26 protein-coding genes and 1 pseudogene are annotated in these 24,697 nt (G+C 69.7%); 12 read left to right on the top strand and 15 right to left on the bottom strand.

Annotation, left to right across the window (positions count from 1 at the left end):
* Nucleotides 1-53 precede the first annotated feature (53 nt).
* Nucleotides 54-1,121, bottom strand: a complete 1,068-nt coding sequence (gene miaA, locus R3F55_06795; GenBank protein MEZ5667127.1) for a tRNA (adenosine(37)-N6)-dimethylallyltransferase MiaA — start codon at nucleotides 1,119-1,121, stop codon at nucleotides 54-56.
* Between miaA and serB the strand changes: the two genes are divergently transcribed.
* On the top strand, nucleotides 1,096-1,992 hold the full coding sequence (gene serB / locus R3F55_06790; GenBank protein MEZ5667126.1) for a phosphoserine phosphatase SerB: 897 nt from the start codon (nucleotides 1,096-1,098) through the stop codon (nucleotides 1,990-1,992). The two genes, miaA and serB, sit on opposite strands and share 26 nt — an antisense overlap.
* On the opposite strand, the gene R3F55_06785 is transcribed toward serB, so the two are convergent.
* From R3F55_06785 to R3F55_06775, 3 genes are all read right to left on the bottom strand, one after another.
* Entirely contained in the window at nucleotides 1,976-2,431 is a 456-nt protein-coding gene (locus R3F55_06785) for a GFA family protein (protein MEZ5667125.1), read from the bottom strand. The genes serB and R3F55_06785 overlap by 17 nt on opposite strands.
* A 42-nt stretch (nucleotides 2,432-2,473) precedes the next feature.
* On the bottom strand, nucleotides 2,474-3,733 hold the full coding sequence (locus R3F55_06780) for a hypothetical protein (GenBank protein ID MEZ5667124.1): 1,260 nt from the start codon (nucleotides 3,731-3,733) through the stop codon (nucleotides 2,474-2,476).
* A 300-nt stretch (nucleotides 3,734-4,033) separates the two neighbouring features.
* Complete coding sequence (locus tag R3F55_06775; GenBank protein ID MEZ5667123.1) at nucleotides 4,034-4,558, bottom strand: TerB family tellurite resistance protein; 525 nt, start codon at nucleotides 4,556-4,558, stop codon at nucleotides 4,034-4,036.
* Nucleotides 4,559-4,717: 159 nt separating this feature from the next.
* On the opposite strand from R3F55_06775, the gene R3F55_06770 reads away from it, so the two are divergent.
* Complete coding sequence (locus R3F55_06770; GenBank protein MEZ5667122.1) at nucleotides 4,718-5,587, top strand: DMT family transporter; 870 nt, start codon at nucleotides 4,718-4,720, stop codon at nucleotides 5,585-5,587.
* A gap of 108 nt (nucleotides 5,588-5,695) precedes the next feature.
* Nucleotides 5,696-6,337 carry a glutathione S-transferase family protein gene (locus R3F55_06765; protein MEZ5667121.1) on the top strand — a complete coding sequence of 214 codons (642 nt, stop codon included), beginning with the start codon at nucleotides 5,696-5,698 and terminating at the stop codon, nucleotides 6,335-6,337.
* Here R3F55_06765 and R3F55_06760 read toward each other — a convergent pair.
* Both R3F55_06760 and R3F55_06755 read right to left on the bottom strand, forming a co-directional pair.
* Complete coding sequence (locus tag R3F55_06760) at nucleotides 6,334-6,939, bottom strand: glutathione S-transferase family protein (protein MEZ5667120.1); 606 nt, start codon at nucleotides 6,937-6,939, stop codon at nucleotides 6,334-6,336. The two genes, R3F55_06765 and R3F55_06760, sit on opposite strands and share 4 nt — an antisense overlap.
* 18 nt (nucleotides 6,940-6,957) lie before the next feature.
* Nucleotides 6,958-7,188, bottom strand: a complete 231-nt coding sequence (locus R3F55_06755) for a DUF1127 domain-containing protein (GenBank protein ID MEZ5667119.1) — start codon at nucleotides 7,186-7,188, stop codon at nucleotides 6,958-6,960.
* Nucleotides 7,189-7,372: 184 nt separating this feature from the next.
* On the opposite strand from R3F55_06755, the gene gcvA reads away from it, so the two are divergent.
* Nucleotides 7,373-8,296 (top strand): transcriptional regulator GcvA, encoded by a 924-nt coding sequence (gene gcvA, locus R3F55_06750; protein ID MEZ5667118.1) that lies wholly within the window; start codon nucleotides 7,373-7,375, stop codon nucleotides 8,294-8,296.
* Nucleotides 8,297-8,317: 21 nt separating this feature from the next.
* Here gcvA and R3F55_06745 read toward each other — a convergent pair whose 3' ends face one another.
* The 3 genes from R3F55_06745 to hflK are packed head-to-tail and all read right to left on the bottom strand — an operon-like array spanning nucleotide 8,318 to nucleotide 12,199.
* Nucleotides 8,318-9,811: a Do family serine endopeptidase gene (locus tag R3F55_06745; GenBank protein ID MEZ5667117.1), complete on the bottom strand. Its 1,494-nt coding sequence runs from the start codon at nucleotides 9,809-9,811 to the stop codon at nucleotides 8,318-8,320.
* A 40-nt stretch (nucleotides 9,812-9,851) separates the two neighbouring features.
* The gene (locus R3F55_06740) at nucleotides 9,852-10,949 is read right to left on the bottom strand and encodes a protease modulator HflC (GenBank protein ID MEZ5667116.1); all 1,098 of its coding nucleotides are present in this window, start codon (nucleotides 10,947-10,949) and stop codon (nucleotides 9,852-9,854) included.
* Complete coding sequence (hflK, locus tag R3F55_06735) at nucleotides 10,946-12,199, bottom strand: FtsH protease activity modulator HflK (GenBank protein ID MEZ5667115.1); 1,254 nt, start codon at nucleotides 12,197-12,199, stop codon at nucleotides 10,946-10,948. The genes R3F55_06740 and hflK overlap by 4 nt, the downstream gene beginning before the upstream one ends.
* 172 nt (nucleotides 12,200-12,371) lie before the next feature.
* Between hflK and apbC the strand changes: the two genes are divergently transcribed.
* The 6 genes and pseudogenes from apbC (at nucleotide 12,372) to R3F55_06705 (ending at nucleotide 17,300) form a co-directional block, all read left to right on the top strand.
* Entirely contained in the window at nucleotides 12,372-13,466 is a 1,095-nt protein-coding gene (apbC, locus tag R3F55_06730; protein ID MEZ5667114.1) for an iron-sulfur cluster carrier protein ApbC, read from the top strand.
* Complete coding sequence (locus tag R3F55_06725; GenBank protein MEZ5667113.1) at nucleotides 13,432-13,974, top strand: CAP domain-containing protein; 543 nt, start codon at nucleotides 13,432-13,434, stop codon at nucleotides 13,972-13,974. Before apbC ends, R3F55_06725 begins: the two co-directional genes overlap by 35 nt.
* Nucleotides 13,975-14,089: 115 nt before the next feature.
* A complete protein-coding gene (locus R3F55_06720) occupies nucleotides 14,090-15,199 on the top strand; it encodes an S-(hydroxymethyl)glutathione dehydrogenase/class III alcohol dehydrogenase (protein ID MEZ5667112.1) in 1,110 nt (369 codons plus the stop codon).
* A gap of 19 nt (nucleotides 15,200-15,218) precedes the next feature.
* Nucleotides 15,219-16,060 (top strand): annotated as a pseudogene (gene fghA / locus R3F55_06715) (S-formylglutathione hydrolase).
* A gap of 157 nt (nucleotides 16,061-16,217) precedes the next feature.
* Complete coding sequence (locus R3F55_06710; protein ID MEZ5667111.1) at nucleotides 16,218-16,796, top strand: PAS domain-containing protein; 579 nt, start codon at nucleotides 16,218-16,220, stop codon at nucleotides 16,794-16,796.
* Between the two features lie 117 nt (nucleotides 16,797-16,913).
* Complete coding sequence (locus R3F55_06705) at nucleotides 16,914-17,300, top strand: DUF2541 family protein (protein ID MEZ5667110.1); 387 nt, start codon at nucleotides 16,914-16,916, stop codon at nucleotides 17,298-17,300.
* A 6-nt stretch (nucleotides 17,301-17,306) separates the two neighbouring features.
* Here the strand turns inward: R3F55_06705 and R3F55_06700 are convergent, their stop codons facing one another.
* The 4 genes from R3F55_06700 to R3F55_06685 all read right to left on the bottom strand — a co-directional run bounded on the left by R3F55_06700 (nucleotide 17,307) and on the right by R3F55_06685 (nucleotide 20,520).
* Complete coding sequence (locus R3F55_06700) at nucleotides 17,307-17,846, bottom strand: OsmC family protein (protein MEZ5667109.1); 540 nt, start codon at nucleotides 17,844-17,846, stop codon at nucleotides 17,307-17,309.
* 62 nt (nucleotides 17,847-17,908) lie between these two features.
* The gene (locus R3F55_06695; protein ID MEZ5667108.1) at nucleotides 17,909-18,658 is read right to left on the bottom strand and encodes an ABC transporter ATP-binding protein; all 750 of its coding nucleotides are present in this window, start codon (nucleotides 18,656-18,658) and stop codon (nucleotides 17,909-17,911) included.
* Between the two features lie 4 nt (nucleotides 18,659-18,662).
* Nucleotides 18,663-19,508 (bottom strand): ABC transporter permease, encoded by an 846-nt coding sequence (locus R3F55_06690; GenBank protein MEZ5667107.1) that lies wholly within the window; start codon nucleotides 19,506-19,508, stop codon nucleotides 18,663-18,665.
* Between the two features lie 22 nt (nucleotides 19,509-19,530).
* Nucleotides 19,531-20,520: an aliphatic sulfonate ABC transporter substrate-binding protein gene (locus R3F55_06685; protein ID MEZ5667106.1), complete on the bottom strand. Its 990-nt coding sequence runs from the start codon at nucleotides 20,518-20,520 to the stop codon at nucleotides 19,531-19,533.
* Nucleotides 20,521-20,798: 278 nt separating this feature from the next.
* Between R3F55_06685 and R3F55_06680 the strand changes: the two genes are divergently transcribed.
* Nucleotides 20,799-21,362 (top strand): hypothetical protein, encoded by a 564-nt coding sequence (locus tag R3F55_06680; protein MEZ5667105.1) that lies wholly within the window; start codon nucleotides 20,799-20,801, stop codon nucleotides 21,360-21,362.
* 48 nt (nucleotides 21,363-21,410) lie between these two features.
* Here R3F55_06680 and R3F55_06675 read toward each other — a convergent pair whose 3' ends face one another.
* Complete coding sequence (locus R3F55_06675; protein MEZ5667104.1) at nucleotides 21,411-22,502, bottom strand: DUF2332 domain-containing protein; 1,092 nt, start codon at nucleotides 22,500-22,502, stop codon at nucleotides 21,411-21,413.
* Nucleotides 22,481-23,488, bottom strand: a complete 1,008-nt coding sequence (locus R3F55_06670) for a Gfo/Idh/MocA family oxidoreductase (protein MEZ5667103.1) — start codon at nucleotides 23,486-23,488, stop codon at nucleotides 22,481-22,483. Before R3F55_06670 ends, R3F55_06675 begins: the two co-directional genes overlap by 22 nt.
* A gap of 266 nt (nucleotides 23,489-23,754) precedes the next feature.
* Between R3F55_06670 and R3F55_06665 the strand changes: the two genes are divergently transcribed.
* Nucleotides 23,755-24,693: a hypothetical protein gene (locus R3F55_06665; protein ID MEZ5667102.1), complete on the top strand. Its 939-nt coding sequence runs from the start codon at nucleotides 23,755-23,757 to the stop codon at nucleotides 24,691-24,693.
* Nucleotides 24,694-24,697: the final 4 nt, after the last annotated feature.

The raw sequence follows: 24,697 nt of genomic DNA, 5'->3' as shown, positions 1-24,697 counted from the left end.
GATCCGGCGCCCGCCGCCGGCCGGTCCCCGCAAGGCCGGCGGACACTATGCGGTCATTCCGGAGCGGTCAACCGAAAATGACGAATTTTCGAAAAGATTCCGGCCGTCTCTCTTTCCGAAAATTGCGCATCTATGATTTGATCCGCAATAATCTGATGCCGGAACCAGGTGCACTGACGCTTGGCGTAATTGCGCGTGGCCTGGGCCGACGCCGCGATCGCGTCGTCCAGGGACCGGCTGCCGTCGAGCACGCCGCCCAGCTCAGCAACGCCGATCGCCTTCATCACCGGCCGGTCGGCGGGCAGGCCGCGTGCCCGCAGGGCGCGGACCTCGTCCACCGCGCCGGCCTCGACCATCGCGGCAAACCGCGCGTCGCAGGCGGCGTACAGCGCCGCGCGCGGCGGCATCAGCAGCACGACGTGGAACGCCAGCCCCGGCGGCGGTGCCGGTGCCTGCGCCTGCCAGTCGGCCAGCGACCGGCCGGTGGCGTCGCGCACGGCGAGTGCGCGGACCACGCGCTGGCGGTCGGACGGCCGCAGCCGCGCGGCCATTTCGGGGTCGCACGCCGCGAGCCGGGCGTACAGCCCCGCCGCCCCGACCCGAGCGAGCTCGGCCTGCCAGCCTGCGACGATTTCGCCCGGCACGTCCGGGATCGCGGCCAGGCCGCGCATCAGCGCGCTGAGATAGAGCCCGGTGCCGCCGACGACGATGGGCAGGCGGCCGGCAGCGTGGGCGTCGCGAACCTCGGCCTCGGCCATCGCGCGCCAGCGGCCGACCGAGCACGCCTCCGCGCCGTCGAGCGTGCCGAACAGCCGGTGCGGCGCCCGGGCCGCGTCGGCCGCCGACGGGCGCGCGGTGAGCACGGCCAGGTCGCGATAGACCTGCATGCTGTCCGCGTTGATGACGGTGCCGTCCATGGCCAGCGCGATGTCCAGCGCCAGCGCCGACTTGCCGCTGGCCGTCGGGCCGGCGACGACGACGACGGGGATGCGCTCCGCCTCAGCCGGCACCGGCACACACCCCACGCGAAACTGCTCGACAGCGATCCATGGATCGGGTGTTAAAGGCGCGCCCGCAGCCAGTTCAAGCCCATCGATGCCGTCACCGACCCACCTGCTCAACCTGGTCGCAGCCGAAAGCGCTGCGCCGCTCGACGGCCGGACGCTGGCCCTGGTCGCCGCACATAACTTTCCGGTGGCGGAGCCGCGGTGGCTGTCGCCGGCACGGGCCTGCGACCTGCCGCTGGATGGCGCACCGCCGGCGGACGCCGTCGCCGGCCTGCGCGAGGCGCTGTCGGCGGCGCAGGTCGACGTAAACGCGGTCGCGGTCGCGAACCGGCGCAAGCGCCTGTTGGTGGCCGACATGGATTCGACCATGGTCGAGCAGGAAACGCTCGACGAGCTGGCCGCGGCCGTCGGCGTCAAGGATGCGGTCGCCGCGATCACCGCCCGCTCGATGGCGGGCGAGCTCGACTTCTCCGCCGCCCTGCGCGAACGCATCGCGATGATGGCCGGCACGCCGCGGGCGGCGATCGACGCGCTGGCGGCGGCGCTGACATTCGTGCCCGGCGGCGCCACGCTGGTGGCGACGATGCGCGCCAACGGCGCGCACACCGCGCTGGTCACCGGCGGCTTCGTCGAGATCGCCGGGCGGTCGGCACGCGCGCTTGGCTTCGACGACTTCCAGGCCAACCGGTTCCTGTTCGCGGACGACCGCATCGTCGGCGTGGCCGAACCGATCCTCGACCGCGATGCCAAGCTTTCCGCCCTCCAGCGGCAGGCGGCGGCACGCGGGCTGGCGCCGGCCGATGCGCTCGCCGTCGGCGACGGCGCCAACGACGTCGCCATGCTGCGCGCCGCCGGGCTCGGCGTCGCGTTCCGCGGCAAGGCCATCGTGCGCAGCCAGGTCGCCGTCCAGGTCAACCATTCCGACCTGACCGCGCTCCTGTATCTGCAGGGCTATTCCGACGCCGAATTCACGCGCCCGACTTGAGGGCGCGGATCTCGTCGGCCAGCGCGTCGCCGCCGCCCTGGGGCCGCGACGGGCGGTCGCCGTCGATGACGTAGTAGTCGCCCTTGTCGGCGACGAAGATGTCGCCGACCGTCTCCAGCCCGGTCGGCGCATCCAGCGTGCCGGCGGCAACGCTGATGTTGTCCCGGCCCACCGGTCGCCAGAACAGGCTCGATCCGCAGCGCGTGCAGAAGCCGCGCTCGGCGGTCGGCGAGGCGGCATACCAGCCCAGCCCGTCCTGCCGCGTCAGCGCGAAATTCGCCTGCGCCAGGGTGGTGTAGGCGCCGTAGTGGCCATGGAAGCGCCGGCACTGGCTGCAATGGCAGTTGATCACCGCGCGCAGCGGGCCGGTCAGCCGGTAGCGGACGGCGCCGCACAGGCAGCCGCCGTGGTGGACCGCTGCTTGCCCGCCTGCGCCCATCGCCTCTCCGCCCGGATCGAGCGTCCCGCCGCCCCGGCCGGCTCAGTTCTGCCGGCTCAGCGGCATCACCGGCTCCAGGCAGAACTGGTTCCCGTTCTGGCGGCGGACGCAGGCCGCACCCTGGGTGCCGTCCCAGCCGGCGCCGAACGCCTCGTCGCCGCCCGGGCCGGTCACCGACACGCTGCCGCCGCCGGCGGCGCCTTCGGACAGATAGGCGACCGCGGTGCCGCCGGCGTCGCGCACCACGACCAGGCCGGTTCCGCCGAGGTCGCTGGTGTTGATCGAGGCGCGCACCGATCCGCCCTGGTGCACCGAGACCTGTGCGCTGCCAGCACCGTTGCCGCCGGCGGTGACGGCCGGGCTGCCATCGGGAAAGGCGGTGTACATCACGCCCTCGCCCGCCGTGCCGATGCCGATACCGGCGACCAGGGTGCCGCCGGCCAGGAACCGCGCGCCGGCCATCTTGCCCGGTGGGACGCCGACGGACGCGACCGCCTCGCCGCCGTCGAAGATGCGCACACTGTTGCCGAACGTCGGCGAGGGCCCGGCAAAGAAGCCGTTGGTGCCGTCCTGGCTGGCATAGATCGTCGCCACGCCGTCCAGCATGTGCATGCCCGCAACCCGGTCGCCAGAGAAGATGCTGACCCGAGGCTCGCTCTCGGAATAGCCGAGGATGATGCCCTCACCGAGCTTCAGCTCCGGCTGCTCGCCTTCGCCTGGCTCGACCGAGAAGTCCAGGCCGCCTTCGCTGAGCAGGCGCAGGGCCGCGTGGCCGCCAGGGTAACCCAGGAGCTCGGCCACCGACTGGCCGCCGGCGAAGACCCGCGCCCCGATACCGCTGTTGGCGCTGTAGCCGGCATAGAAGCCGTCTTCCGCGTTCGGACCCGCAAAGAGCGTCGCGTTGCCGCCGCTCAGGTCCATGCCGGCGACACGCGCGCCGTTCGAGATGCTGATAAAGGGCTCGCTCTGGGCGTAACCGAGCGAGATGCCCTGGCCGATCCTCACCACCGGCAACCCGCCGTCCAGCGTAACGGAAAGCACCTCCCGGTTGCCTTCGGCGACCACCCGGAACGGGGCCTGCACGGTGGCGCGGTCGCCCTGCTGGCTCTTCAGGGCGGCGATCTCCTGTTGCAGCACCGGCAGCTGCGCCTCGATCGCGGCAAAGCGTACCTCCATCTCGGCGGCGGTGGCATCCATCTGCGCCAGCGCCGGGTCGGGCGCGGTCGCTAGCCCGAACGCATATCCCGCCGCCGCGGCGAACGTCACCGACGCCGCCACCGTCACTGACCGAGCACCCTTCATTTGCGCCTCCACGATCTTGACGACATATGACGCCCACGGCCGGGGGACGCTAGGCCGGCACTCCGATGCCAGCCGTCCCAGCGCTTTCGTCGTGTGCCATCAGGACTGCGAATCCCACGACGTCCAGCACCTCGACAGGACGTCCTTCCGCCGTTGGCGATGCTAACGCAGCAGCGCGCGCGCTGTCATCGCGAAACGACCTGCCGCCGGTCATGACGACGCCCTGCCAGCGAGCGAACGACAGGCCCGGCTCGGGGATGCAGAGCTGCATGCCACCGGGACGCCGGCGGGTCGCCGCGCTCAGCCGAGCTTTGCCGCCTCGCGGTAGCGGCCCAGCACCAGGACACGGCGGTCGGACGGGGCGCCCGGCCCGGCGGTCGCCTCGGCCATCTCCAGAACCTGGGCCCGCTCAGCGACGCTGCAGACCGGCACCAGCCGGCCGGCCAGCCGTTGCACCCAGCGCGGGTAGTCGGTCACGTCGCGGACCAGGAACTCGGCCTCGCCGATCAGGTCCGCCGCCTGCTTGGGCTCGACCCGGAACACCCGCTGGACGCTGCCTGACAGCGCCGCCCGATCCTCGCCGGTGATGTCGCGGTCGCAGCGGACGAACAGCAGCAGGATGCAGGTCGCGACCAGCATCGGGTCGTCGATGGCGTCGAGGCCGCGGTCGGCGAACCTGCCCTGCCAGTGCGCCCGGCGGATGCCGGCCTTGAGGTCGCGGGCGGTGTCGACCACCGTGCGCGCCGCGGTCAGATAGAGCCGGATTCGCCAGATCAGCAGGCCGGCTGCGAGCAGAATTCCCAGCGCGATGATCACGTAATGCATGCTAGTCTGCCCGTCCGTTCCAGGGTCCTGGGCGCCGCGGCCGGGCCGCATGCGCACGTCCACAGGGTAAAGCGAAATCACGATGCAAGCGATGAAAGCCGCGGCGCCGGGGCCGGTCAAGCGGTCCGGCGCGGTGCCGCGATGACGGCGGCCGCGACGATGCCTTCCGGTCCGCGCGCCACGCTGACCGGCATCGGCTGGCTCTCGCTCGGCGTCACCTGCTTTGCCGTCATCGACGCCATCGCCAAGGACCTCGGCGGGCAGATGGGCGCGATCCAGATCGCATGGGCGCGGTTCGCATTCTTCCTGATCCCGCTCGCGCTGATCACCCCGCCAGCACTCTGGCCGCGCGTGCTGCAGGGGCCCAACCTCGGGCTCAACCTGGTCCGTGGCGCGATCCCCTGCGTCGCCGGCACGCTTGCGGCCCTCGCCGTCTCGATCACGCCGCTCGACCTGTTCACCGCGGTCAGCTTCGCCGCCCCGCTGGTCGTCACTGCGCTGGCGGGCCCGATGCTGGGCGAGCATCCCGGTATCCGCCGCTGGGCCGCCGTCATCGTCGGCTTCGGCGGCATCCTGATCATCGCCCGGCCCTGGGACAGCAGCTTCGGCGCCGGCGTGCTGCTGGCGCTCGCCGTCGCGTTCGGCTTCGCCATCTACCAGCTGCTCACCCGCAAGCTGTCGCATGGCGGCCATCCGCGGGTGATGCTGATGCAGATCGCGGTCGCCGGCTTCGTCATCACCAGCCTGGCGCTGCCGTTCGACTGGACCGCGCCCGACGGCCGCGGCTGGGCGCTGATGGTGCTGTCAGGCCTGGTCCACGCCGGCAGCCATTTCAGCTTTCTCGCCGCCTTCCGGCTGGCCCCGGCCTCGACACTGGCGCCATTCATCTACGTCCAGATCGTCGGCGCCGTGGCGCTCGGCTATCTGATGTTCGGCGACGTGCCGGACCTGACCACCATCGCCGGGACCGCGGTCGTCATCGGCTGCGGCATCTACATCGTCAACCGCGAGCGCAAGGCGGTTGCCTGACGACCGTTTAAGCGTAAGCAGTGTCTTAAATTTGATTGGCGCCGGCGCCACGGTTCCGGTCAAGGTGCTTGCGCAAGCCGCAACCGCAATGCCAGGGAGAAAATCGCGATGGCCGACGTCACGCTCTATGGGCTCGCCCTCAGCACCTACACGCGCACCGTGCGGCTGGCGCTGGAAGAGAAGGGCGTGGCCTACACGCTGCAGCCGGTCGAACTGAGAAGCCCGGCCCACCTCGCGGTGCAGCCCTTCGGCAAGATCCCGGCGCTGCGCCACGGCAACGTCCACCTGTTCGAGACGCCGGCGATGCTGGGCTACATCGACGCCGCCTTCCCGGGACCGACGCTGACGCCGGCCGGCACGATGGACCGGGTCCATGCCGACCAATATGCCTCGATCTTCAACGACTATCTCTATGCCAGCGCGATCAAGAGCTTCGTGCTGCCGATGGTGTTCCCGCGGGGCGCGGACGGCAAGCCGGACATGGCCGTGGTCGAAGCCGGCCGGGCACAGACCGCCGGCCACCTCGCCATCGTCGACGCCATGCTGGCCGGTACCGCCGGCACCTACATGGTCGGCGACGCCTTCACCGCGGCCGACATGTACGCCCTGCCGATCCTGTTCTGGGTCGAGCGGATGCCCGGCGGCGAGGCGCTGCTGTCCGGCGCGCCCAGGGTCTCCGCCTGCTATCGGGTGGCGTCGGCGCGCGCCAGCGCGGCAGCCACCGTGCCGCCGATGCCGCAGGCCGCCTAGCCCGCCACCATCGGAGCGAAGCCGGGCTGGACGCGGACCCGGTCGAGCCACGCCGACACCGCCGGGAAAGCCCGCAGGTCGAAGCCGCCGTCAGCGGCGACGTGGGTGTAGGCGAACAGCGCGATGTCGGCGACCGTGAACCGGTCGCCGACCAGGAACGGATGCGCGGCCAGCCGCTGCTCCATCACGCCGAGCGCCTCCAGCCCCGCCTTGCGCTTGGCGGGCTCCGCCGCGCGGCGGGCTTCGTCGAAGCCCGCCAGCTTGGTCCAGAACCGCAGCGTCGCGATGTTGGGCTCGTGGTTGTACTGCTCGAAGAACAGCCACTGGTACACGCGGGCGCGCTCCAGCCGGTCCTCCGGCAGATAGGGCGAGCCCTCCGCGAAGTAGAGCAGGATCGCGTTTGATTCCGACAGCACCGCGCCGTCGTCCAGCACGACGATCGGGATCCGGCCGACCGGGCTGAGCGCCAGGAATTCCGGCGTCCTGCTCTGCCCCTTCATGATGTCGATGTCGACCCAGCGATAGGGCCGGCCGGTCAGGTCCAGGATCAGCTGGACCTTGTAGCAGTTGCCGGAGAACCGGTCGCCGTAGACCTGCAGCATGCCGCGGAAGCTCCTCGCCTAAGCGCGCCAGAACGGCTTGTTCAACTCGCGGCGCAAGTCCGCCTGGCTGAGACCGATGTCGCGCAGCATGCGCGAATCCAGGCCCTGCAATTCCTGGCGCTGGCGGTGACGCTCCAGCCGGCGCTCGATCCAGTCAAGCAGTGCGACCAGCCACGGGGCCGTCCGCGGTGCGTGGCTGCGCCGACCGCCGTCGAATGCGATGGGACGCTCGATGCATTGCTCGGACATGACAAACCTTCCCTACCCGCCGACGGTCCGTCCCGTCGGGACCGGCCGCCACCGATCCGTGATCGGCCCGGGTTTCTGCGCCTTTCGCGCGGTTGCGATAGACCGAACATCGGGCCGAAAGGGTCGCTTGACAAACCATCATTTCTCGGCGAATTCATTAGCAATTCTAATGCTCGGAGAAGCCATGCAGCTGCCGCCGCTTGCGCCGTTGCGTGCGTTCGAGGCCGCCGCGCGACACCTCAGCTTCACCCGCGCGGCGACCGAGCTGAACCTGACCCAGGGCGCGATCAGCCAGCAGATCAAGCAGCTGGAGCAGCAGCTGGGCTTCGCACTGTTCCTGCGCCAGACCCGCAGGCTGGCGCTGACCGAGGAGGGCCGCCAGTTCGCCAACGTGGTGCGCGAGGCCCTGACCAGCATCGGCACCGCCGCCGACGGCCTGCGCGCCGGGCTTGGCCAGGGACCGCTGACGGTCAGCGTGCTCGCCTCCTTCGCCGCGCAGTGGCTGATGGTGCGCCTGCCGCGCTTCCACGAACGGCATCCGGAGATCGACCTCAGGCTGCACACCGACGACCGTCTCGCCAATCTGCGCACGGATGGCGTCGACCTCGCCGTGCGCTTCGGCTGGGGCAACTATCCGGGCCTGGAGACCCGGCTGCTGCTGCGCGAGCGGCTGTTCCCGGTGTGCAGCCCGCAGCTGATGGCGGGGCCGCGCGCCATCCGCGCCATCGGCGACCTCGCCCAGGCGATCCTGCTGCACGACGACGACTGGCGGCACGACGAAACCAGCAACGGCTGGCCCTATTTCCTGAAGCGGTTCGGGGTGCGCCGTGCCGACCCGACGACGGGCCCCGGCTACAACCAGGGTGCGCTGATGGTCCAGGCCGCGATCCACGGGCAGGGCGTCGCGCTTGCGCGCTCGACCCTGGCCGCCATCGAGCTGGAGACGGGCCGCCTGGTGCGTCCGCTCTCGGTCTCGATCGAGTGCCCGATGTCGGTCTATACCGTGACGCTGCCGGAACGCGCCGCCCTGCCCAAGATCGTGGCGTTCCGCGACTGGATTGCGGCCGAGGCCGACGCCTTCAGCCGCAACGACCCGACCATGCGCTGAGGCCGGCTGCCCGGCCGGCCGCTACTGGATGCGGATGGCCTCGAAGCGCAGCTCGCCGCCGCGGTCGATCAGCACCAGGACGGAACGCCGCCCCACCTCCTGCGCCTCGCGCACGCGCATCGCCACTTCGCCGGGCGAGGTCACGGCCTCCTGCATGACCTCGACGATCACGTCGCCGGGCACAATGCCTTTCAGGTCGGCGGGGCCGCCGGGCTCGACCGCCACCACCACCACGCCCTCGGTGTCGACGCCGAGGTTGAACTGCTCGCGCCGCTCGCCGCTGATCGTTGCCAGCGTCAAACCGAGCTCGGCCACCGCGGCCTCGTTCTGCGACTGGTTGGGGTCCGCCGGCGGCGCCGTTCCGGCGGCGGTCTCGGTCTCGTCGAGCTCGCCGACCACCACGGTCACCGTCACCGCTTCGCCGCGGCGCCAGACCACGGCCGGCACCTCCGTCCCGATCGCCGTCTCGGCGACGATGCGCGGCAGCCGGCGCATGTCGGTCACCGGACGGCCGGCGAATTCCAGCACCACGTCGCCGGCCTCGATGCCGGCCACGTCGGCCGGGCCGTCGGTGGTGACGCTGGCGATCAGCGCGCCACGCGCATGGTCCAGGTCCAGACTTTCGGCGATCTCCGGCGTGACCTGCTGGATGCGCACGCCCAGCCAGCCGCGGCGGGTGCGGCCGTATTCGCGCAGCTGGTCGATCACCGAATGCGCGATGGTCGACGGGATGGCGAAGCCGATGCCGACGCTGCCGCCGGTCGGCGAGATGATCGCGGTGTTCACGCCGATGATCTCGCCGTCGAGATTGAACATCGGGCCGCCGGAGTTGCCGCGGTTGATGGCGGCGTCGGTCTGGATGTACTCGTCATAGGGGCCTGAATCGAGGTCGCGGGCCCGTGCCGAGATGATGCCGGCGCTGACCGAGCCACCGAGCCCGAACGGGTTGCCGATGGCGATGATCCAGTCGCCGACCCGCGACGCGTCGGAATCGCCCCACGGCGAATAGGGCAGCGGCGTCGGCGATTCCACCTTCAGTAGCGCCAGGTCGGTCTTCTGATCGGTGCCGAGCACCTCGGCGGGCAGGTTGGTGTCGTCATGCAGGATCACCCGGATCTCGTCCGCGCCCTCGATCACGTGCAGGTTCGTGACCACATAACCGGCCGGATCGACGATGAAACCGGAACCGAGCGCCGTCGCCTCGCGCGGCTGCAGGTCCGGGTTCTGGTCGTCCATGAAATCGTCGAAGAAGTCCTCGAACGGCGAGCCCTCGGGGAATTCCGGCACCGCCGGCGGGCGGCGCGTGTCGCTGCGCTGGGTGGTGGAGATGTTCACCACGCTGGGCAGCAGCTGGTCGACCAGGTCGGCGAAGCTCAGCGGCGCGCCGTCCGGCGCCTGGGCCTGCACCGGCATCGACGCCAGGCCGAGCCCGACGATCAGCACCAGCAACCGGGCGACCGCGCGCCCGGCCACGTTCGGCGTCGGCCCCGCCGCGGGCACATGTCCTGTCTGCATCGCGCTCACCCCTTGCGGATGTGCTGGTCCTGACGTTCGGTCAGTCGGCGCCGCCGTCGTCGGGATCGGTCCCGTCCTGCGGCACGTCGGCGTCCGGCGCCGCCCCGTCCACCGGGGCCTGTAAGGCATCGAGAATCTCCGGATCGTCGATCAATTGCTCGAGCGCCGGCGGCACGCCGCCGCCAGAGGCGTCTCGCGCATTCTGGCGGGCCGCCTCCTCGACGATACGGTTCAGCTCCTCGATCGCCTCCGGCGACGGCGCAACGAAGCCCTGGGTGTCGACCCCGCGCAGCAGGTCGAGGAACTCGCTGTCGGCCGACAGCACCATCTGGGTGTTGGACCCGGCCAGGGCGTCGCGGTACTGGTTCAGCCGGTAGTAGAAGGCGAAGAATTCCTCGTCGCGGCCATAGGCGGTCGACAGCACGTTGAGCGCATAGTTGTCGGCGCCGCCGCGGATCGTCTCCGCCTCGCGCCGTGCGTCGGCCATCGCCTCCGCGACCTGGCGGTCGGCGACCGCCTGGGTGATGTCGGCATCGCGCTGGCCGCGCGCCCGGATCTCCGCCGCCTCCTGCTCGCGCTCGGTACGCATGTTCTCGAGCACGGATTCGGTCACCGCCTGGGGCAGCTCCGCCTTGACGATGCGCACGTCGGCGATCTCGATGCCGTTGTCGGCAAGCTGCTCGGCGATCTGCTGGCGGATCGATTCGATGATCGGCCCGCGTTCCGGCGACAGGACGTCGGCCTGGGGGCGCAGCCGCAGCTCGGTGCGCATCGCCGCATTGGTGCGCTGGCCGATACGCGCCTCAGCCTGTTCCACCGTGGTCAGCGTTCGATAGAACTGTTCCGGGTCGACGATCCGCCACAGCACGATGGTGCTGATCTCCAGGCGCTTGGAGTCCGCCAGCGTGAACTCCTCTTCCGGCGGGCTGAAATGCAGCACCCGCTTGTCCAGCACCACCGTATCCTGGATGAACGGGGTCTTGAACTGCAGCCCGGGCGCGCGGACGACGTCGCGCACGTCGCCGAACTGCAGCACGAGCACCTGCTCGTTCTCGCGCACGGTGTAGAAGGCGCTGTTCGCCGCGAACGCGGCAACGATGACGACGCCGCCGATTGCGGCCCAGCGCGCGCGACTCATTGGTTGCCTCCCTGGCCGGCGTTGGACGTCGTCGTCGCGCCGCCCTGCTGCGAGTTGGATCGCGGCCGGTTCTGCAACTCCGACAGCGGCAGGTAAGGCACGACGGAATCGGCGATGCTGTCGCTTTCCAGGATGATCTTGTCGATGTTGGCCAACACGGTCCCCAGGGTGTCGATGTAAAGACGCTGGCGTACCACGTCCGGCGACTGCCAGTAGGCGGCCAGCACCTGATTGAAGCGCGCCGCCTGGCCGTCGGCCTCCGCCGTCACGCTTGCGGCGTAGGAGCGGGCGTCCTCCAGGATGCGCTGCACCTGGCCGCCGACCTCCTCCTTGATCCGGTTGGCGTAGGCGGTGGCCTGGTTGCGCTGGCGGTCGGCATTCTGCTCGGCGATGTCGACGTCGCGGAACGACTGGATCACCTCCGCCGGCGGGTCGCCGCCTTGCAGCAGCACGTCGCGCACGTTGATGCCCGCGCGATACTCGTCCAGCTGGCTCTGCAGCCGCGTCGTGGTGGCCAGGCGCACGGCCTCACGTGCATTCGCGCCGGCCTCTGCGCTGTCGCCGGATCGCAGGATCAGCTGCGCGATCTCGGTCTGCGCCACCGTCTCGCGCAGCGCGCTTTCCGAGATGCGCCGCACCACGTCATGCGGGTTCTCGACCTGGAACAGGAAGTCGGCGGCGTCCTTGATGTCCCACACGACGACGAAGCCCAGGTCGATCAGGTTCTCGTCGCTGGTCACCATCCGGCTCTCGCCGATCACATACTCGATCGAATCGCGCTGCGAGCCGGAGGCCACGCCGATGTTGCGCACGCCGACGACGGTCTGACGCTCTTGCAGCACGTCGACCACCTCGACCGCCTCGATCGGCGACGGCCAGTGGAAATTGAGGCCGGGACCGGTGGTGGCCACATGCTCGCCGAACCGCAACACCACCCCCTGCTCGCCCGGTTCGACCCGGTAGAAGCCGGAGCCGAACCAGATCACGATCACGGCAATGACGATCAAAATGATCCCGGCGCCGCCGAACAGGCCGCCCGGCAACAGGCGCTTCATGCGGTCCTGGCCCTGCCGGATCAGGTCGTCGAAGCCGGGCTGATTGGGCCCGCGCCCGCCGCCACCGCCGCTGCCCCAGGGACCGCCGCTGCCGCCCTGGTTGTTGTCGTTGCCGGAACCGCCGCCGCCGCCCCAGGGACCGCCTCCGTCACCGCCCCACGGGCCATTGCCGCCGCTTTGGTTCTTCCAGGGCATCAACTCCGCTCCCATGGCTGTGCCTGTCGCCCGCTCGCCTGGCTCGACGCTGCGAGCCGTCTTCATATACAACGCGTCGCTGGGATGTATATGGCGCGCCTGTAATCCGCGGCCAATGGCGCAGTTGGGGGCGACGCGCGCGACCACGGGTCAATAGTAGAGGGCGGCCACGATGGCAAGCATCGACGAGAATCGCATCCGGGCGGCGTTGAGCCGCGTGACGCTGCCCGGCGGCGGCGACATCGTCGCCGCAGGCATGGTGGGCGGCATCGCGGTGCAGGACGGCCGGGTCTCGGTCTCGCTGGAGGTCGATCCCGCCCAGGGTCCGGCATTGGAGACCGTGCGCCAGGAGACCGAGCGTGCGTTGCGCGCGCTGCCCGGCGTCACCCACGCCACTGCGGTGCTGACCGCTCAGCGCGGCGGCGCAGCGGCGAAGCCGGCCGCCGGCCGCGGCGCCGGCGCCACGCCGCCCGGTGTCGCCAGGATCATTGCTGTGGCGAGCGGCAAGGGCGGGGTCGGCAAGTCGACCGTCGCCGTCAACCTGGCGGTGGCGCTCGCCCGCGACGGCCATCGGATCGGCCTGCTCGATGCAGACGTCTACGGCCCGTCAATGCCGCGCATGTTAAACATTAATGACAGACCCGATTCGCCGGATGGGAAAAGGTTAACGCCCATTAAGAAATATAACATCAATATAATGTCGATCGGGTTTCTCGTTAACGAGTCTACGCCTATGATATGGCGTGGACCTATGGTGATGAGCGCGCTCGAACAGATGCTGCGCGACGTGGAGTGGGGGCCGTTGGATCTGCTCGTGGTAGACATGCCGCCCGGCACCGGCGATGCGCAGCTGACGCTTGCGCAGCGTACGCCGCTTTCCGGCGCGGTGATCGTGTCGACCCCGCAGGACGTCGCTCTCGCCGATGCCCGCAAGGGCATCAATATGTTCAAGCGCACCGAGGTTCCGATCCTCGGGATCATCGAGAACATGAGCACCTACGTGTGCCCGAACTGCGGCCACGAGGCGCATCTGTTCGGCCATGGCGGCGCGAAGCGGGAGGCCGAGGCGCTGGGCGTGCCCTTCCTCGGCGAGATCCCGCTGCACCTGACGATCCGCGAGAAATCCGACGCGGGCGAGCCGGTCGCGCTCGGCCCCGACGACGACCCCCACGCCGCGGCCTTCCGCACCATCGCGCGCAAGGTCTGGGATCAACTGTTCCGCGAGGACGCGAATGCACGTCAAGCCCCCCGCATCGTCGTTCAGTGACACCGCGCTCAGCCGGCGCCGGCTGTTCGGCCTCGCCAGCGCCGCCACCCTGGTTGCGGCCGCGCCGGCGCTTGCCGACGGCCCGGGCTACAACATCGAGGTCATCCGCCTGATCGAGTTGGTCAATTCGGTCCGCTCGCGCTACGGCCTGTCGCCGCTGTCGGCCGAGGCACGGCTGATGGAGGCGGCGCAGGAGCACGCGGAGGACCTGGCCTGGCAGTCGATGCGGGCGCAGCTCGCCACCTACGGCCACGGCCCCCACCGCGGCAGCGACGGCTCGATGCCGGCCGACCGGGTGCGGCGCGCCGGCTACAACTTCCAGATCGTCGGCGAGAACGTCGCCGCCGGCCGTGCGGTGCCCGAATTCACCGTGGCCGACTGGATCGAGAGCGAAGGCCACTTCCGCACCATGACCGACCGCCGCGTGCGGCAGGCCGGCGCCGGTTATGCCTTCAATCCGCAGGATCCCCAGTTCAAATACTACTGGGTGCTCGTCGTCGCCGCCTGACCGCGACCCGTTCCGCCTCCGCCCCCGAATCGCGCGACCCGCCGACTTGCGTCGGCGGGTCTTGTCTGTCAGCTTCTCGCCGCAATGCTGACCGTCATGCCGGGGGAGGAACCAGATGAAGAGCCGTGCCGCCGTCGCCACCAAGGCCGGAGCGCCGCTTGAGATCACCGAGGTGGACGTCGCCGGCCCCAATGCCGGCGAGGTGCTGGTCGAGATCAAGGCGACGGGCGTCTGCCACACCGACGCATTCACGCTGAGCGGGGCCGACCCGGAGGGCCTGTTTCCCGCGATCCTCGGCCATGAGGGCGCGGGCGTCGTCGTCGACGTCGGCGCCGGCGTGACGACACTGAGGAAGGGCGACCACGTCATCCCGCTGTACACGCCTGAATGCCGGCAGTGCGACTACTGCACCAGCGGCAAGACCAACCTGTGCCAGGCGATCCGCGTCACCCAGGGCCAGGGACTGATGCCCGACGGCTCCAGCCGCTTCTCGGCCGGCGGCGAGCGGCTCTACCACTACATGGGCACCTCGACGTTTTCCAACTACACCGTGGTGCCGGAGATCGCGCTGGCCAAGGTTCGCGACGACGCGCCGTTCGACAAGATCTGCTACATCGGCTGCGGCGTCACCACCGGCATCGGCGCGGTGATCAACACCGCGAAGGTGGAGCCGGGCGCCAACTGCGTCGTGTTCGGCCTCGGCGGCATCGGGCTCAACGTCATCCAGGGTCTCCGGCTGGTCGGGGCCGACATGATCGTCGGCGTCGACCTCAACCCGGCGCGCGAGGCGCTGGGCAAGAGGTTCGGCATGACCCATTTCGTCAACCCGAGCGAGGTCGAGGGCGACCTGGTGCCCTATCTGGTCAACCTGACCAAGGGCGGCGCCGACTACAGCTTCGAGTGCATCGGCAACGTCAAGGTCATGCGCCAGGCGCTGGAGTGCTGCCACAAGGGCTGGGGCGAGAGCATCATCATCGGCGTCGCCGGGGCCGGCCAGGAGATATCGACCCGCCCGTTCCAGCTGGTCACCGGGCGCGTGTGGCGCGGCACAGCATTCGGCGGCGCCAAGGGACGCACCGACGTGCCGAAGATCGTCGACTGGTACATGGACGGCAAGATCAACATCGACGATCTGATCACCCACACCATGCCGCTGGACAAGATCAACGACGCCTTCGACCTGATGCACGAGGGCAAGTCGATCCGCAGCGTGGTGACGTTCTAGACGCGGCGGCGACAGGCCGATGGCGCTGGAGACCCTTTCGGAACAGAAGTGCTGCGGCGGCGTCCAGGGCTTCTATCGTCACGACAGCGCGGCGACGGGCACGCCGATGCGCGTCGCCCTCTACCTGCCGCCGCAGGCCGCGGCCGGGCCGGTGCCGGCGCTCTACTATCTCGCCGGGCTGACATGCACCGAGGAGACGGCGACGATCAAGGCGAACGCCCAGCGTTTCGCCGCGGAGCACGGCCTTGCCCTGGTCTTCCCCGACACCAGCCCGCGCGGCGCCGGGCTGGCGGGCGAGGACGACGACTGGGACTTCGGCACTGGCGCCGGCTTCTATGTCGACGCGACCCGGTCGCCCTGGGCGGCGCACTATCGCATGGAGCGCTATGTCGTCGACGAGCTGCGCGCGCTGGTCGCCGCGCAGTTCCGGTGCGGCCGGACGCGATCGGCATCACCGGCCACTCGATGGGCGGCCACGGCGCGCTCACTCTCGCGCTGAAGCACCCGGACGTCTACCGCAGCGTGTCGGCGTTCGCGCCGATCTGCCATCCGGTCGACGTGCCCTGGGGCGTCAAGGCCTTCACCGGCTATCTGGGCGCCGATCGCGAGGCCTGGGCCGCGCACGACGCCACGGCGCTGGTCCGCGGCGGCGCGAGGACCGGCCATATCCTGGTCGACGTCGGCCTGTCCGACCAGTTCCTGGACGAACAGCTGCGGCCGGACGCGTTCGAGGCCGCCTGCGCTGACGCCGGCCAACCGCTGACGTTGCGCCGCCAGCCGGGATACGACCACAGCTACTATTTCATCCAGAGCTTCATCGCAGATCACATCGCCCATCACGCCGCGACACTCGCCGCATGATCGCGGAATTCCCCGTTGTCTCTCCTTATGCGGGCGTCCGGCGCGGCATTTATCACACATCCAGGTGTAAAATTCCGAACAAACAACCCGAACTTTGCGGGAAATCGGGTCGAAATAACCCGAAATAAACGAGCGTCTTGCATCCTGGCGTGCGTGCATGTCGAAGGGCGCGCGCCGGCCGAGCGCCCCAGGTCCGGCATCACAGGCTAGGTGGAGGCCGCATCCGGGCGGCGCTCCGCTTTCGGCGGGAACGGCAGGGATGCATTTTCGACTGCTTAGCGACGATGCGGCAGCGATCCTAAGCTCTGGCAGCTGGCACGGCCGCCTGTCGAGAGCCTATGAGCATTGGCGTGCCCTGCCCCGCGCGGACGGTGCGTTGCCGCGTTTCGGCAGCCTGCAGCCGTGGGCGCTGGCGCCCGACCTGCGCTTCCTGGCCAGCGTGCAAGTCGATTTCGCCGACTTCCGGTTCCACAGCGTCGGCGACGGCATCGCCGAGCATTTCGGCCCGCACCTGGCCTGCGCCTGTCTGGCGGACCTGTTCGTCGGCGCGGCGCAGATGGACCTGATCGCCGCGCATCGCGCCTGCGTCGGCGAGGCCACGCCCGTGCTGTGCGAGCTCAGCCCGGCTGAGCTCGACCTGTCGATGCGCGTGCCGTTCCAGTGCCTGCTGCTGCCCTTCGCGAACGACGGCCGCCGCGTCGACCGCATCCTCTGGGCCATGGCCTTCCCGGGATAGGCGTTCGCGCCATCGCGCAGGTTTCCGCGCCGGCGTACGTATAGAGGGGCGTCAGACGCCCAACCCAGCGCGCGCAGCCCGAAACGGCGCGCCCCAACACCGGAGCACCGCCCAATCATGTGCAGGATCCTCGGCCTGTTCGCCATCGTCGTCGCAGCCGCAGGCGCATCCCTGCCGGCGTCTGCGCAGCAGGGCACCCTGCTCGGCACCCGCGCCGTTGCCGATCACTCCGACACCGACGTGATCCAGGTGCCCGGCGGTGCCCGCTACAACGCCGTACGGCTGTGCGTCGAACAGCGCTCGGTCCACTTCCAGGACATCGACGTGCATTTCGGCAACGGCGGCAGCCAGGACGTGATCGTGCGCCTGCTGGTCAACCCGGGCGAATGTACCCGCTGGATCAATCTGAACGGTCCCAGCCGCAACATCACCCGCATCGTCCTGCACTACGACATGATCATCAATGCGGGCCAACAGGCGGTGGTGTCGGTCTACGGCTCCTGAGCGGCCCTACTCGGCCGCTGCGGCCGCCGCACCGTTGACGGTCAGGCTGGCCGCGACCGGGCTGCCCTGGGCAATGGTCTGGGCGACGACGCAGTAGCGCTCCGTCAGCTTCAGCAGCGTGGCGCGCTGGTCGTCGCTCAGCGTGCCGTCGACGTCGAAATTCAACCTGATCCGGGTGAAGCCGACCGGTGCCGCGCGATCCACGCCCAGGGTGCCCTTGAAATCGAGGTCGCCCTCGGCGTTGACCGTGCCCCCGCGCACGTCGAGCCCCATCGCGGTCGCGACCGCGGTCAGCGTCACCCCGGCACAGGCGCACAGCGCCTGCAGCAGCATGTCGCCGGAGCAGGCCTGGGTGCCGTCGCCGCCGGTGGCGGGATGCAGTCCCGCCTCGATGGCGCCGTTGTAGCCGTCGACCGCGCAGGCCAGCTTCGCCGGCTGCAGCGTGCCGCGCGCCGACAGCGTCCAGTGGGCGCTTTCGGGCCTGTCCTTGTACTGCGCCTTCAGCGGCGCCTGGGCGTCGCGCAGCGCCTGTTGCCGGTCGCTCATCCTTATCGGTCCTCTCCTGGCCCCGAGGCCAAGCGCTCGGGTTCGCTCGGTGAATTGCCCGCTCAGGCCGCGTCGTCAAGGGCGCCGCTGGCCTCGCGCAGCAGCGCCAGCGTGCGCCGCCGCAGCGCGATGAAGGCCGGGTCGTCGATATCGCGCGGACGCGGCAGGTCGACCGCGAGCTCGCAGTGGACCTGGCCGGGGTGCGGCCGCATCACCAGGATGCGGTCGCCCATGATCAGCGCTTCCTCGATGTCGTGCGTGACCACGACCATGGTCCGCCGGTCGGCTTCCCACAGTTCCAGCACATGGGCCTGCAGCTGGCTGCGGGTCAGCGCGTCGACCGCGCTGAACGGCTCGTCGAACAGCAGCACCGACGGTTCGGTCACCAGCGCCCGCGCAATGGCGGCGCGCTGGGCCTGGCCGCCGGAGAGCTGGCTGGGAAAGGCCTCGGCGCGATGGGCGATGCCGACCCGCTCCAGCGCCGCTTCGACCCGGCGCCGGCGCACGTCGGCCGGCAGGTCGCGCAGTCCGAAGGCGACGTTGTCGCGTACCTTCAGCCAAGGCATCAGGCGGGGCTCCTGGAACACGAGGCCCAGCTTCGGGTTCGGCTCGGTGATCGGCTCGCCGTCCAGCGTCGCCTCGCCGCGCGTCGGCCGGTCGAGACCGGCCAGGATGCGCAGCAGCGTGCTCTTGCCGCAGCCGGAGCCGCCGAGCACCACCAGGATCTCGCCGGCGTCGACCGCCAGGCTGACATCGTGCAGCGCCACATGCTCCTCGTCGAACACGCGGCTGAGGTGGGTCGCCTTCAGCATTGCATCAGCCCTTCTTGAAGCTGTCCTGCCAGCGCAGCAGCGGCTTGGTTGCCGAGTGCAGCAGGCTGTCGGTCAGCTTGCCGATCACCGCGAACAGCAGGATCGCGGCCAGGATCATGGCGGCGCGGCCGGTCTGCTGGCCGTCGATCAGCAGGTAGCCCAGCCCCTGGCTCGCACCCATGAATTCGGCTGCGACAACGAACATCCAGCCGAGACCGAGGCCGTTGCGCAGCGCGGTGACATAGGCCGGCAGCGAGGCCGGCAGCAGCACGCGGCCGATCAGCTGCAGCGGCGCATAGCGATAGATCCGCGCCACCTCGACCAGCTTGCGGTCGACGCCGTGCACCGCCGTCGCCAGGCCCAGGTAGACAGGGAAGAACACGCCGACCGCGATCAGCGTCACTTTCGGCACCTCGAAGATGCCGAACCACAGGATGAACAGCGGCACCCAGGCGATCGACGGGATCGACCGCAGACCCTGGATGGTCGGGTCGAGCAGGCGGTACAGCGTGGTGGAATAGCCGGTGACGGCGCCGAGCACGGTGCCGGCCGCCACCCCGAACAGGAAGCCCAGCGCCACCCGCCACAGCGTGATCCAGACGTGGCCCCACAGCGAGCCGTCGGCCGCCAACCCGCCGATCGTGCCCAGCACCGCCGACGGCGGCGGCAGGATCTTGGTGGAGATCAGATCCGCGGCGGCCAGCAGTTCCCAGCCGACCAGCGCGATGGCCGGCACGATCAGACCGACCAGCAAGCGCGGACCGACCTGGCGACGCAGCCAGCCGGCAGCCGGGCGAACCGCCCAGCTGCCGGTTGCGGCCGGCACGTCGCGATGGGTCACGTCTGTCATCACGATGTCCTCCCGTCCGGCCCTATTCGGCCGCCACCGTCTCGCCGTAGCTCGGGTTGATCAGCGCCTGGACATGGCCCGCCACGTCCACGTCGGCCTCGATGATGCCGGCGCCCTGCAGGGCGACACCGGCAGCGGTGATCGCGTCGATCTGGGTCTGGCCGATGAACGGCGCGCTCAGGTCCGTCCGCTCGGACAGCTGCCTCTCGGCCACCGCATCGGTCAGCCCGGCGGCGTCGCGCAGGATGTCGCGCAGCTCGTCCGGATGGGCGAGCGCGTATTCCCGCCCCCGCTCGTACAGCCTTATCACGCGCAGCACGATCTCCGGGTTCTCCTCGGCGAAGGCGGTGCGCACGTTGAGCGTGCCATAGGTGTTGAGGTCGGCGTTGCGGTAGAACAGCACCGCCCCGCTCTCCAGCTCCGCCGCGGCCATCATCGGATCGAGGCCGGCCCAGGCATCGACGTCGCCGCGCAGCAGCGCGTTGCCGCCGTCCGCGTGCTGCAGCAGCACCGGCTCGATGTCGGCTTCGCTGAGACCGTGCTCGGCCAGCGCACGCAGCAGGAAGATGTAAGGGTCGGTACCCCGGGTCACCGCCACGGTATGGCCCTTCAGGTCCTCCACCGTGGCAATGCCGGTGTCGGGCCGGGTGACCAGCGCGGTCCATTCCGGCTTGGAGTAGACATAGATCGACTGGATCTCGCTGCCGTTGATGTGCGCCAGCAGCGCCGCGGCACCGGCGGTCGAGCCGAAGTCCAGGCCGCCGCTGTTCAGGAACTCGATCGCCTTGTTGCTGCCATGGCTCTGGATCCAGGCGACGTCGATCCCGTCCTTGGCGAATTCCTCCTCGACCCAGCCCTTGTTCAGCAGCAGCAGGCTGACCGGGTTGTAGTAGGCCCAGTCGAGCACCACCTGCTCGGGCTGTGCCAGCGCCGGCGCGTCGGCCGCGGCGGCAAGGCCCAGCGCCAGCACGGCCCCGCCGATCAGTTTCCTGCGTCCAATATCGTGGGACATGGTCCCGTCACCTCTCGTTCAGCGCGGCCGCGGCCGCTCGGTTGCAAGAGGCGGGATTTCTTGAGTGTCGCGGACACCTGCGCCGGGCGCAGGCCGAATGCGACGGAACAAAAAACCCGCCGCAGCACACGCTGGGCGGGATCCGCCAACGCTTTAGCCGAATTTGTATAGCGCCCGCAATCTGCTGCTCAAATCGGCGCTGTGACAGGGACTATGGCGCGCTCCTTGCCTGCCGTCAACCGAAATAAAGTACGTTTCTACGTCGTATTTATTGTGAAATGAGCAGCCGACTGTCTCAGCGCGGTGCCGGCCGTCGGTCCGCGCGCGATCACAATCGTGACACATTCGACCTGCACGAAGCCATTGCGCTCATTCGCAGCGCCCGCAGCATCGAGCAAGCGGAACATCACGAAATCAGCAAAGAGACCAGGAAAGGGCACAATCATATGCGAAGCATTGCAGCCGGAATCGCCTGTGTTGTCGCAGCGCAATTGGCCACCCTCGACGCCCAGGCCGTCGATTTCAGCAGGTATTCGGAATCGGACTTCGTGTCCGCTGCCGAAGTCAACGAAGGCCAGGGCTTCCTGCTGGAGGTCGAGGGAATCGGCGTCGTGATGATCGGCGAACTGCGCAATCCGTCTGCACCCGACAAGCTGTGCCAGCTGGTCATCCCGGAATTCAAGCGGCTGCTGCAGGACATCGGCCGCGAGCAACTGGAGGTGCAGGGCGTCACCGAGGTCAAGATGGCCGCCTACGAACAGGAAGACGGCGTGACCGGCGAGATTGTGACCTACTGCATCGGGCTCGGCGACGGCTGCTCGGCAAAGGTCAGCCTGCGATAAATCATGGTGCCCCGCGCGCATCGGCGCGCGGGGCATCATGCCGCCCGCTCAACGGGACATGATGGGGCGGTACAGCCTCACAGCGGTCACATGGCCGTCGGATTCGGCCAGTCGCACCTGCATGCGGCGCTGGCCGCCGCCGTAGCGGACGACCCGCAGCACATAGCGGCGCGCGCCCTCCCCCTCGAAAGCCAGCCGCCACACCGGACGCCGGCGCGAGGCCGCCGCGAGCGCCCGCTCGATCGCCAGCCGCCGCTGGACCGGCAGCTGGTACATCATCACGCTGTGGAACACCCAGACCGGTCCGTCATCTGCAAGACCGGCCAGGACCGGCCCGACCAGGCGCGCGGCATCGCCGATGCGGATCTCGGCCGGATGGGCGATGGCGATGGCGATGGCGGCGTCGAGCGCCGCCCGCCGCCCGGGGTTGTCAGGCCAGACCAGCGCCTGCATCCAGGCCCGATCGCCGGCGTCGGCCGGATCGCTGCGCACCACGTCGATGCCGATGCGCCGTGCGAAGGCGGGCAGCGGCCCGCCGGCGGCAACCGGACCGGCGCCGTCGACGCGGCAGCCCAGGGTCAGCGGCGCATCGCGCGGCCCGAACCGTCCGTGCCGGCCGAGGTCGATGCGGAAACGGTCCCAGTTGAGATTGAGCCCGGCGCTGCAGCCGATCTCGACCAGGCCGGGCCGGGCGCCCTCGGCCGCGCCGTGCGCCGCCATCCAGCCGAAGCCCAGCCGGAGCATGATCGCGCGCCGCACCTCGTTGGTGCAGGTCACGCGCCGCGCCACGATGGCAGTGAGCGGCTCGCGGAAGCGCCGGCAGAAGTCGGCCAATGCCGGGCCTGCCTCGCCGAGCGGCCGCGGCCGCTCGACCAGGTTCGGATAGAACGCGCGCAGGTCGTGGTCGGCGCCGTCCAGCAGCAGGCGGTGAACGGCGCCGAGCAGCATGTTCGCCGGCGGCTGGCCCGGCAGCCGGTGGCGCAGGATGGCAAGCGCGTCCGGCGCCTCGGCCGCGAAGCCCGCCAGCGCGGCATAGAACGGCGACAGCCGCGGCGCCTCACGGGTGGCGAAGCGGCGAAGCCGCGCCGCATTGGCCGCGTCCGCGGCCGCGGGATCGTTCAGGCCGCCAGCTCGACCCATCGGCCGGTCCGTCCCGCCTCCAGCGCGGCATCGATGACCCGCATGTTCTTCACCGCGTCCTCCAGCGGAAACTCGCCGGAATGACCCGCGCGGAACGCCTGGGAGACCGCGCTGCCCTGCAGGCCGTACTGGTCGCAGGTGGGGAACTCCTCGACCCGCCTGCTCTGGTCGCCCAGCTTGGAGCCGTCGTCGACGAAGATCCGGCACGGCCTGTCCGGCGGCGCGTTGAACGGGATCTCGACCTCGACCCGCGCCTTCTCGCCGCAGATGTGCATGCGCTGGTAATTGGCCATCTGGGTCGACACGGTGAACGCGGCCTGGCCGGACGGGTAGTCGAGCAGCACCGAGGCCAGCCGGTCGCACTTGAAATCCGGGTCGTACTCGGTGATCGCCGCCACCCGCCGCGGTTCCTCGCCGAACACATAGCGCGAGGTGACGATCGGATAGCAGCCGATGTCGTACATGGCGCCGCCGCCGGTTTCCGGGATGTTGCGGATGTTGGCCGGGTCGCGGTTGAAATAGCAGAACAGGCCGTTGACCGACATCACCCGGCCCAGCGCGCCAGACCGCGCCAGCTCGCGGGTGCGCTGCCACTGCGGATGGTGGCGCACCATGAACGCCTCCACGCACTGCCTGCCGGTGCGGTCGCGCGCGGCGATCAGCGCCTCGAGCTCCGCGGCGTGCATCGCGATCGGTTTCTCGCACAGCACGTGCTTGCCGGCCTCCAGCGCCTGGATCGACACCGGCACGTGGTAGTTGTTCGGCAACGGGTTGTAGACCGCCTCGATCTCCGGGTCGGCCAGCATCGCTTCATAGGAGCCGTAGGCCTTGGCGATGCCCAGCTTGTCGGCCGCAGCCTTCGCCTTGTCGGCCGAGCGCGAGGCGATCGCCACGATCTCGCAATCGGGACTGGTCTGCATGCCCGGAATCACCTTGGCCGTGCCGATCAGCGCCGTGCTGATAATGCCCCACTTAATCTTCGTCATGCGTCCCTCCCTGGTGGATGCGGTTGTACCGGCCTGCGGGAACGTTAATACGGCTGCCGGTCGGCTGTAGGCGGGCCGGCCCACGCGAAGGCCGCCTCGGTGCTCGTCGCCGCGCTCGAGGGTGGAAGGTCCGGACCCGGATGACGGGCGCATCATTCTGGCCGCGGGCGCCGGCGTCAACGGGTTGCGTCGAACGGCACACCGGCTATGGTGCGACGGTCCCTTCGCCGGCAGCGCCCGCAACAGACCCGGAGAGCCCGAAACCCATGTTCAGCAAATCCGCCTCGCTTGTCCTTGTCGGCGCCGCCCTGGCCGGCCCCTTCGCGGCCAGCGCCGCATCGCAGGAGCCCTGGCCATTCGTCTCGCTGGAGGTCTTCCGCTACGCCAGCCTGGTCGACACCAACGAGGACGTGGGCATCGCCTGCTGCGCGCCGCACGTGATCCAGGCGCCGGGCTATGCGCTGATCCACGTCTCCGCCGTCATCGACGTGCCCTGGTCGGCGGAACTGGATCGCGTGTCGGTCTCGGCGTCAAAGCTGACGATGACCGTGCCGGGGGGCGAGCCGCTGGCACCGATCGGCGACTACGACCGGCGCGGCCTGTTCGAGAGCGCCGGCGGCGGCATCTCCGCCTCGCGCCCGCGCGACTGGCCGGAGAACGAAGAGCCCGAATATCTGGAGATCGAGCAGGTCTGGCTGCTGCCGGAAGACGCGATGACGGCCATCCTGATACTGGACGAGTTCTACAGCGTACCGATCGAGTTCCCGGCCGAGGTCAGCGAGCCGATCTCGCCCGCCGACACCGCCGATTTCGCGATCACCGGCTTCGCGCTGCTCGACAGCCTGAGCATGACGCACACCATCAACCGGCAGGACGTGGCCGGCACCGTCATCCCCGCGGCCGGCAGGATCCTGCGCGTCGACTTCGACATCACGCCGCTGATCGACAGCAGCGTCGGCGGCAATGCCGGCTATCTCATCTACACCCGGTACATGCAACTTGCCGGGCCCGACGGCCTGCCGCAGGTGCCGCTGGGCCAGTATCTCGGCGACGGGCTGATCACCGACACCTCCAACTCGTACTCCGGCAACGCTTTCATCGGCGCCAGCTTCGACGAGAGCTTCTACTGGCTGACCGACGGCGCCCCGGGCACCTACACGTTGTACTATTTCAACGACCCGGTCGGGCAGATCACGGTCGAGTAGAGGC

The organism is Alphaproteobacteria bacterium (genome assembly GCA_041396705.1).
Taxonomy (GTDB): Bacteria; Pseudomonadota; Alphaproteobacteria; order CALKHQ01; family CALKHQ01; genus CALKHQ01.
The sequence above is the reverse complement of the archived record's forward strand: the minus strand, read 5'-3'. Positions and strand labels throughout refer to the sequence as shown.

Excerpts from the sequence above, each read along its gene's own strand:
- R3F55_06690 (MEZ5667107.1), bottom strand. The coding sequence starts at position 19,508 with ATGACAGACGTGACCCATCGCGACGTGCCGGCCGCAACCGGCAGCTGG.
- gcvA (MEZ5667118.1), top strand. The coding sequence starts at position 7,373 with ATGCAGCTGCCGCCGCTTGCGCCGTTGCGTGCGTTCGAGGCCGCCGCG.
- R3F55_06755 (MEZ5667119.1), bottom strand. The coding sequence starts at position 7,188 with ATGTCCGAGCAATGCATCGAGCGTCCCATCGCATTCGACGGCGGTCGG.
- R3F55_06700 (MEZ5667109.1), bottom strand. The coding sequence starts at position 17,846 with ATGAGCGACCGGCAACAGGCGCTGCGCGACGCCCAGGCGCCGCTGAAG.
- R3F55_06740 (MEZ5667116.1), bottom strand. The coding sequence starts at position 10,949 with ATGAGTCGCGCGCGCTGGGCCGCAATCGGCGGCGTCGTCATCGTTGCC.
- R3F55_06770 (MEZ5667122.1), top strand. The coding sequence starts at position 4,718 with ATGCCTTCCGGTCCGCGCGCCACGCTGACCGGCATCGGCTGGCTCTCG.
- hflK (MEZ5667115.1), bottom strand. The coding sequence starts at position 12,199 with ATGCCCTGGAAGAACCAAAGCGGCGGCAATGGCCCGTGGGGCGGTGAC.
- R3F55_06725 (MEZ5667113.1), top strand. The coding sequence starts at position 13,432 with ATGCACGTCAAGCCCCCCGCATCGTCGTTCAGTGACACCGCGCTCAGC.
- serB (MEZ5667126.1), top strand. The coding sequence starts at position 1,096 with ATGCCGTCACCGACCCACCTGCTCAACCTGGTCGCAGCCGAAAGCGCT.
- R3F55_06685 (MEZ5667106.1), bottom strand. The coding sequence starts at position 20,520 with ATGTCCCACGATATTGGACGCAGGAAACTGATCGGCGGGGCCGTGCTG.
- R3F55_06675 (MEZ5667104.1), bottom strand. The coding sequence starts at position 22,502 with ATGGGTCGAGCTGGCGGCCTGAACGATCCCGCGGCCGCGGACGCGGCC.
- R3F55_06720 (MEZ5667112.1), top strand. The coding sequence starts at position 14,090 with ATGAAGAGCCGTGCCGCCGTCGCCACCAAGGCCGGAGCGCCGCTTGAG.
- R3F55_06780 (MEZ5667124.1), bottom strand. The coding sequence starts at position 3,733 with ATGAAGGGTGCTCGGTCAGTGACGGTGGCGGCGTCGGTGACGTTCGCC.
- R3F55_06745 (MEZ5667117.1), bottom strand. The coding sequence starts at position 9,811 with ATGCAGACAGGACATGTGCCCGCGGCGGGGCCGACGCCGAACGTGGCC.
- R3F55_06695 (MEZ5667108.1), bottom strand. The coding sequence starts at position 18,658 with ATGCTGAAGGCGACCCACCTCAGCCGCGTGTTCGACGAGGAGCATGTG.
- R3F55_06665 (MEZ5667102.1), top strand. The coding sequence starts at position 23,755 with ATGTTCAGCAAATCCGCCTCGCTTGTCCTTGTCGGCGCCGCCCTGGCC.
- R3F55_06785 (MEZ5667125.1), bottom strand. The coding sequence starts at position 2,431 with ATGGGCGCAGGCGGGCAAGCAGCGGTCCACCACGGCGGCTGCCTGTGC.
- R3F55_06775 (MEZ5667123.1), bottom strand. The coding sequence starts at position 4,558 with ATGCATTACGTGATCATCGCGCTGGGAATTCTGCTCGCAGCCGGCCTG.
- R3F55_06705 (MEZ5667110.1), top strand. The coding sequence starts at position 16,914 with ATGTGCAGGATCCTCGGCCTGTTCGCCATCGTCGTCGCAGCCGCAGGC.
- apbC (MEZ5667114.1), top strand. The coding sequence starts at position 12,372 with ATGGCAAGCATCGACGAGAATCGCATCCGGGCGGCGTTGAGCCGCGTG.
- R3F55_06680 (MEZ5667105.1), top strand. The coding sequence starts at position 20,799 with ATGAGCAGCCGACTGTCTCAGCGCGGTGCCGGCCGTCGGTCCGCGCGC.
- R3F55_06760 (MEZ5667120.1), bottom strand. The coding sequence starts at position 6,939 with ATGCTGCAGGTCTACGGCGACCGGTTCTCCGGCAACTGCTACAAGGTC.
- R3F55_06765 (MEZ5667121.1), top strand. The coding sequence starts at position 5,696 with ATGGCCGACGTCACGCTCTATGGGCTCGCCCTCAGCACCTACACGCGC.
- R3F55_06670 (MEZ5667103.1), bottom strand. The coding sequence starts at position 23,488 with ATGACGAAGATTAAGTGGGGCATTATCAGCACGGCGCTGATCGGCACG.
- R3F55_06710 (MEZ5667111.1), top strand. The coding sequence starts at position 16,218 with ATGTCGAAGGGCGCGCGCCGGCCGAGCGCCCCAGGTCCGGCATCACAG.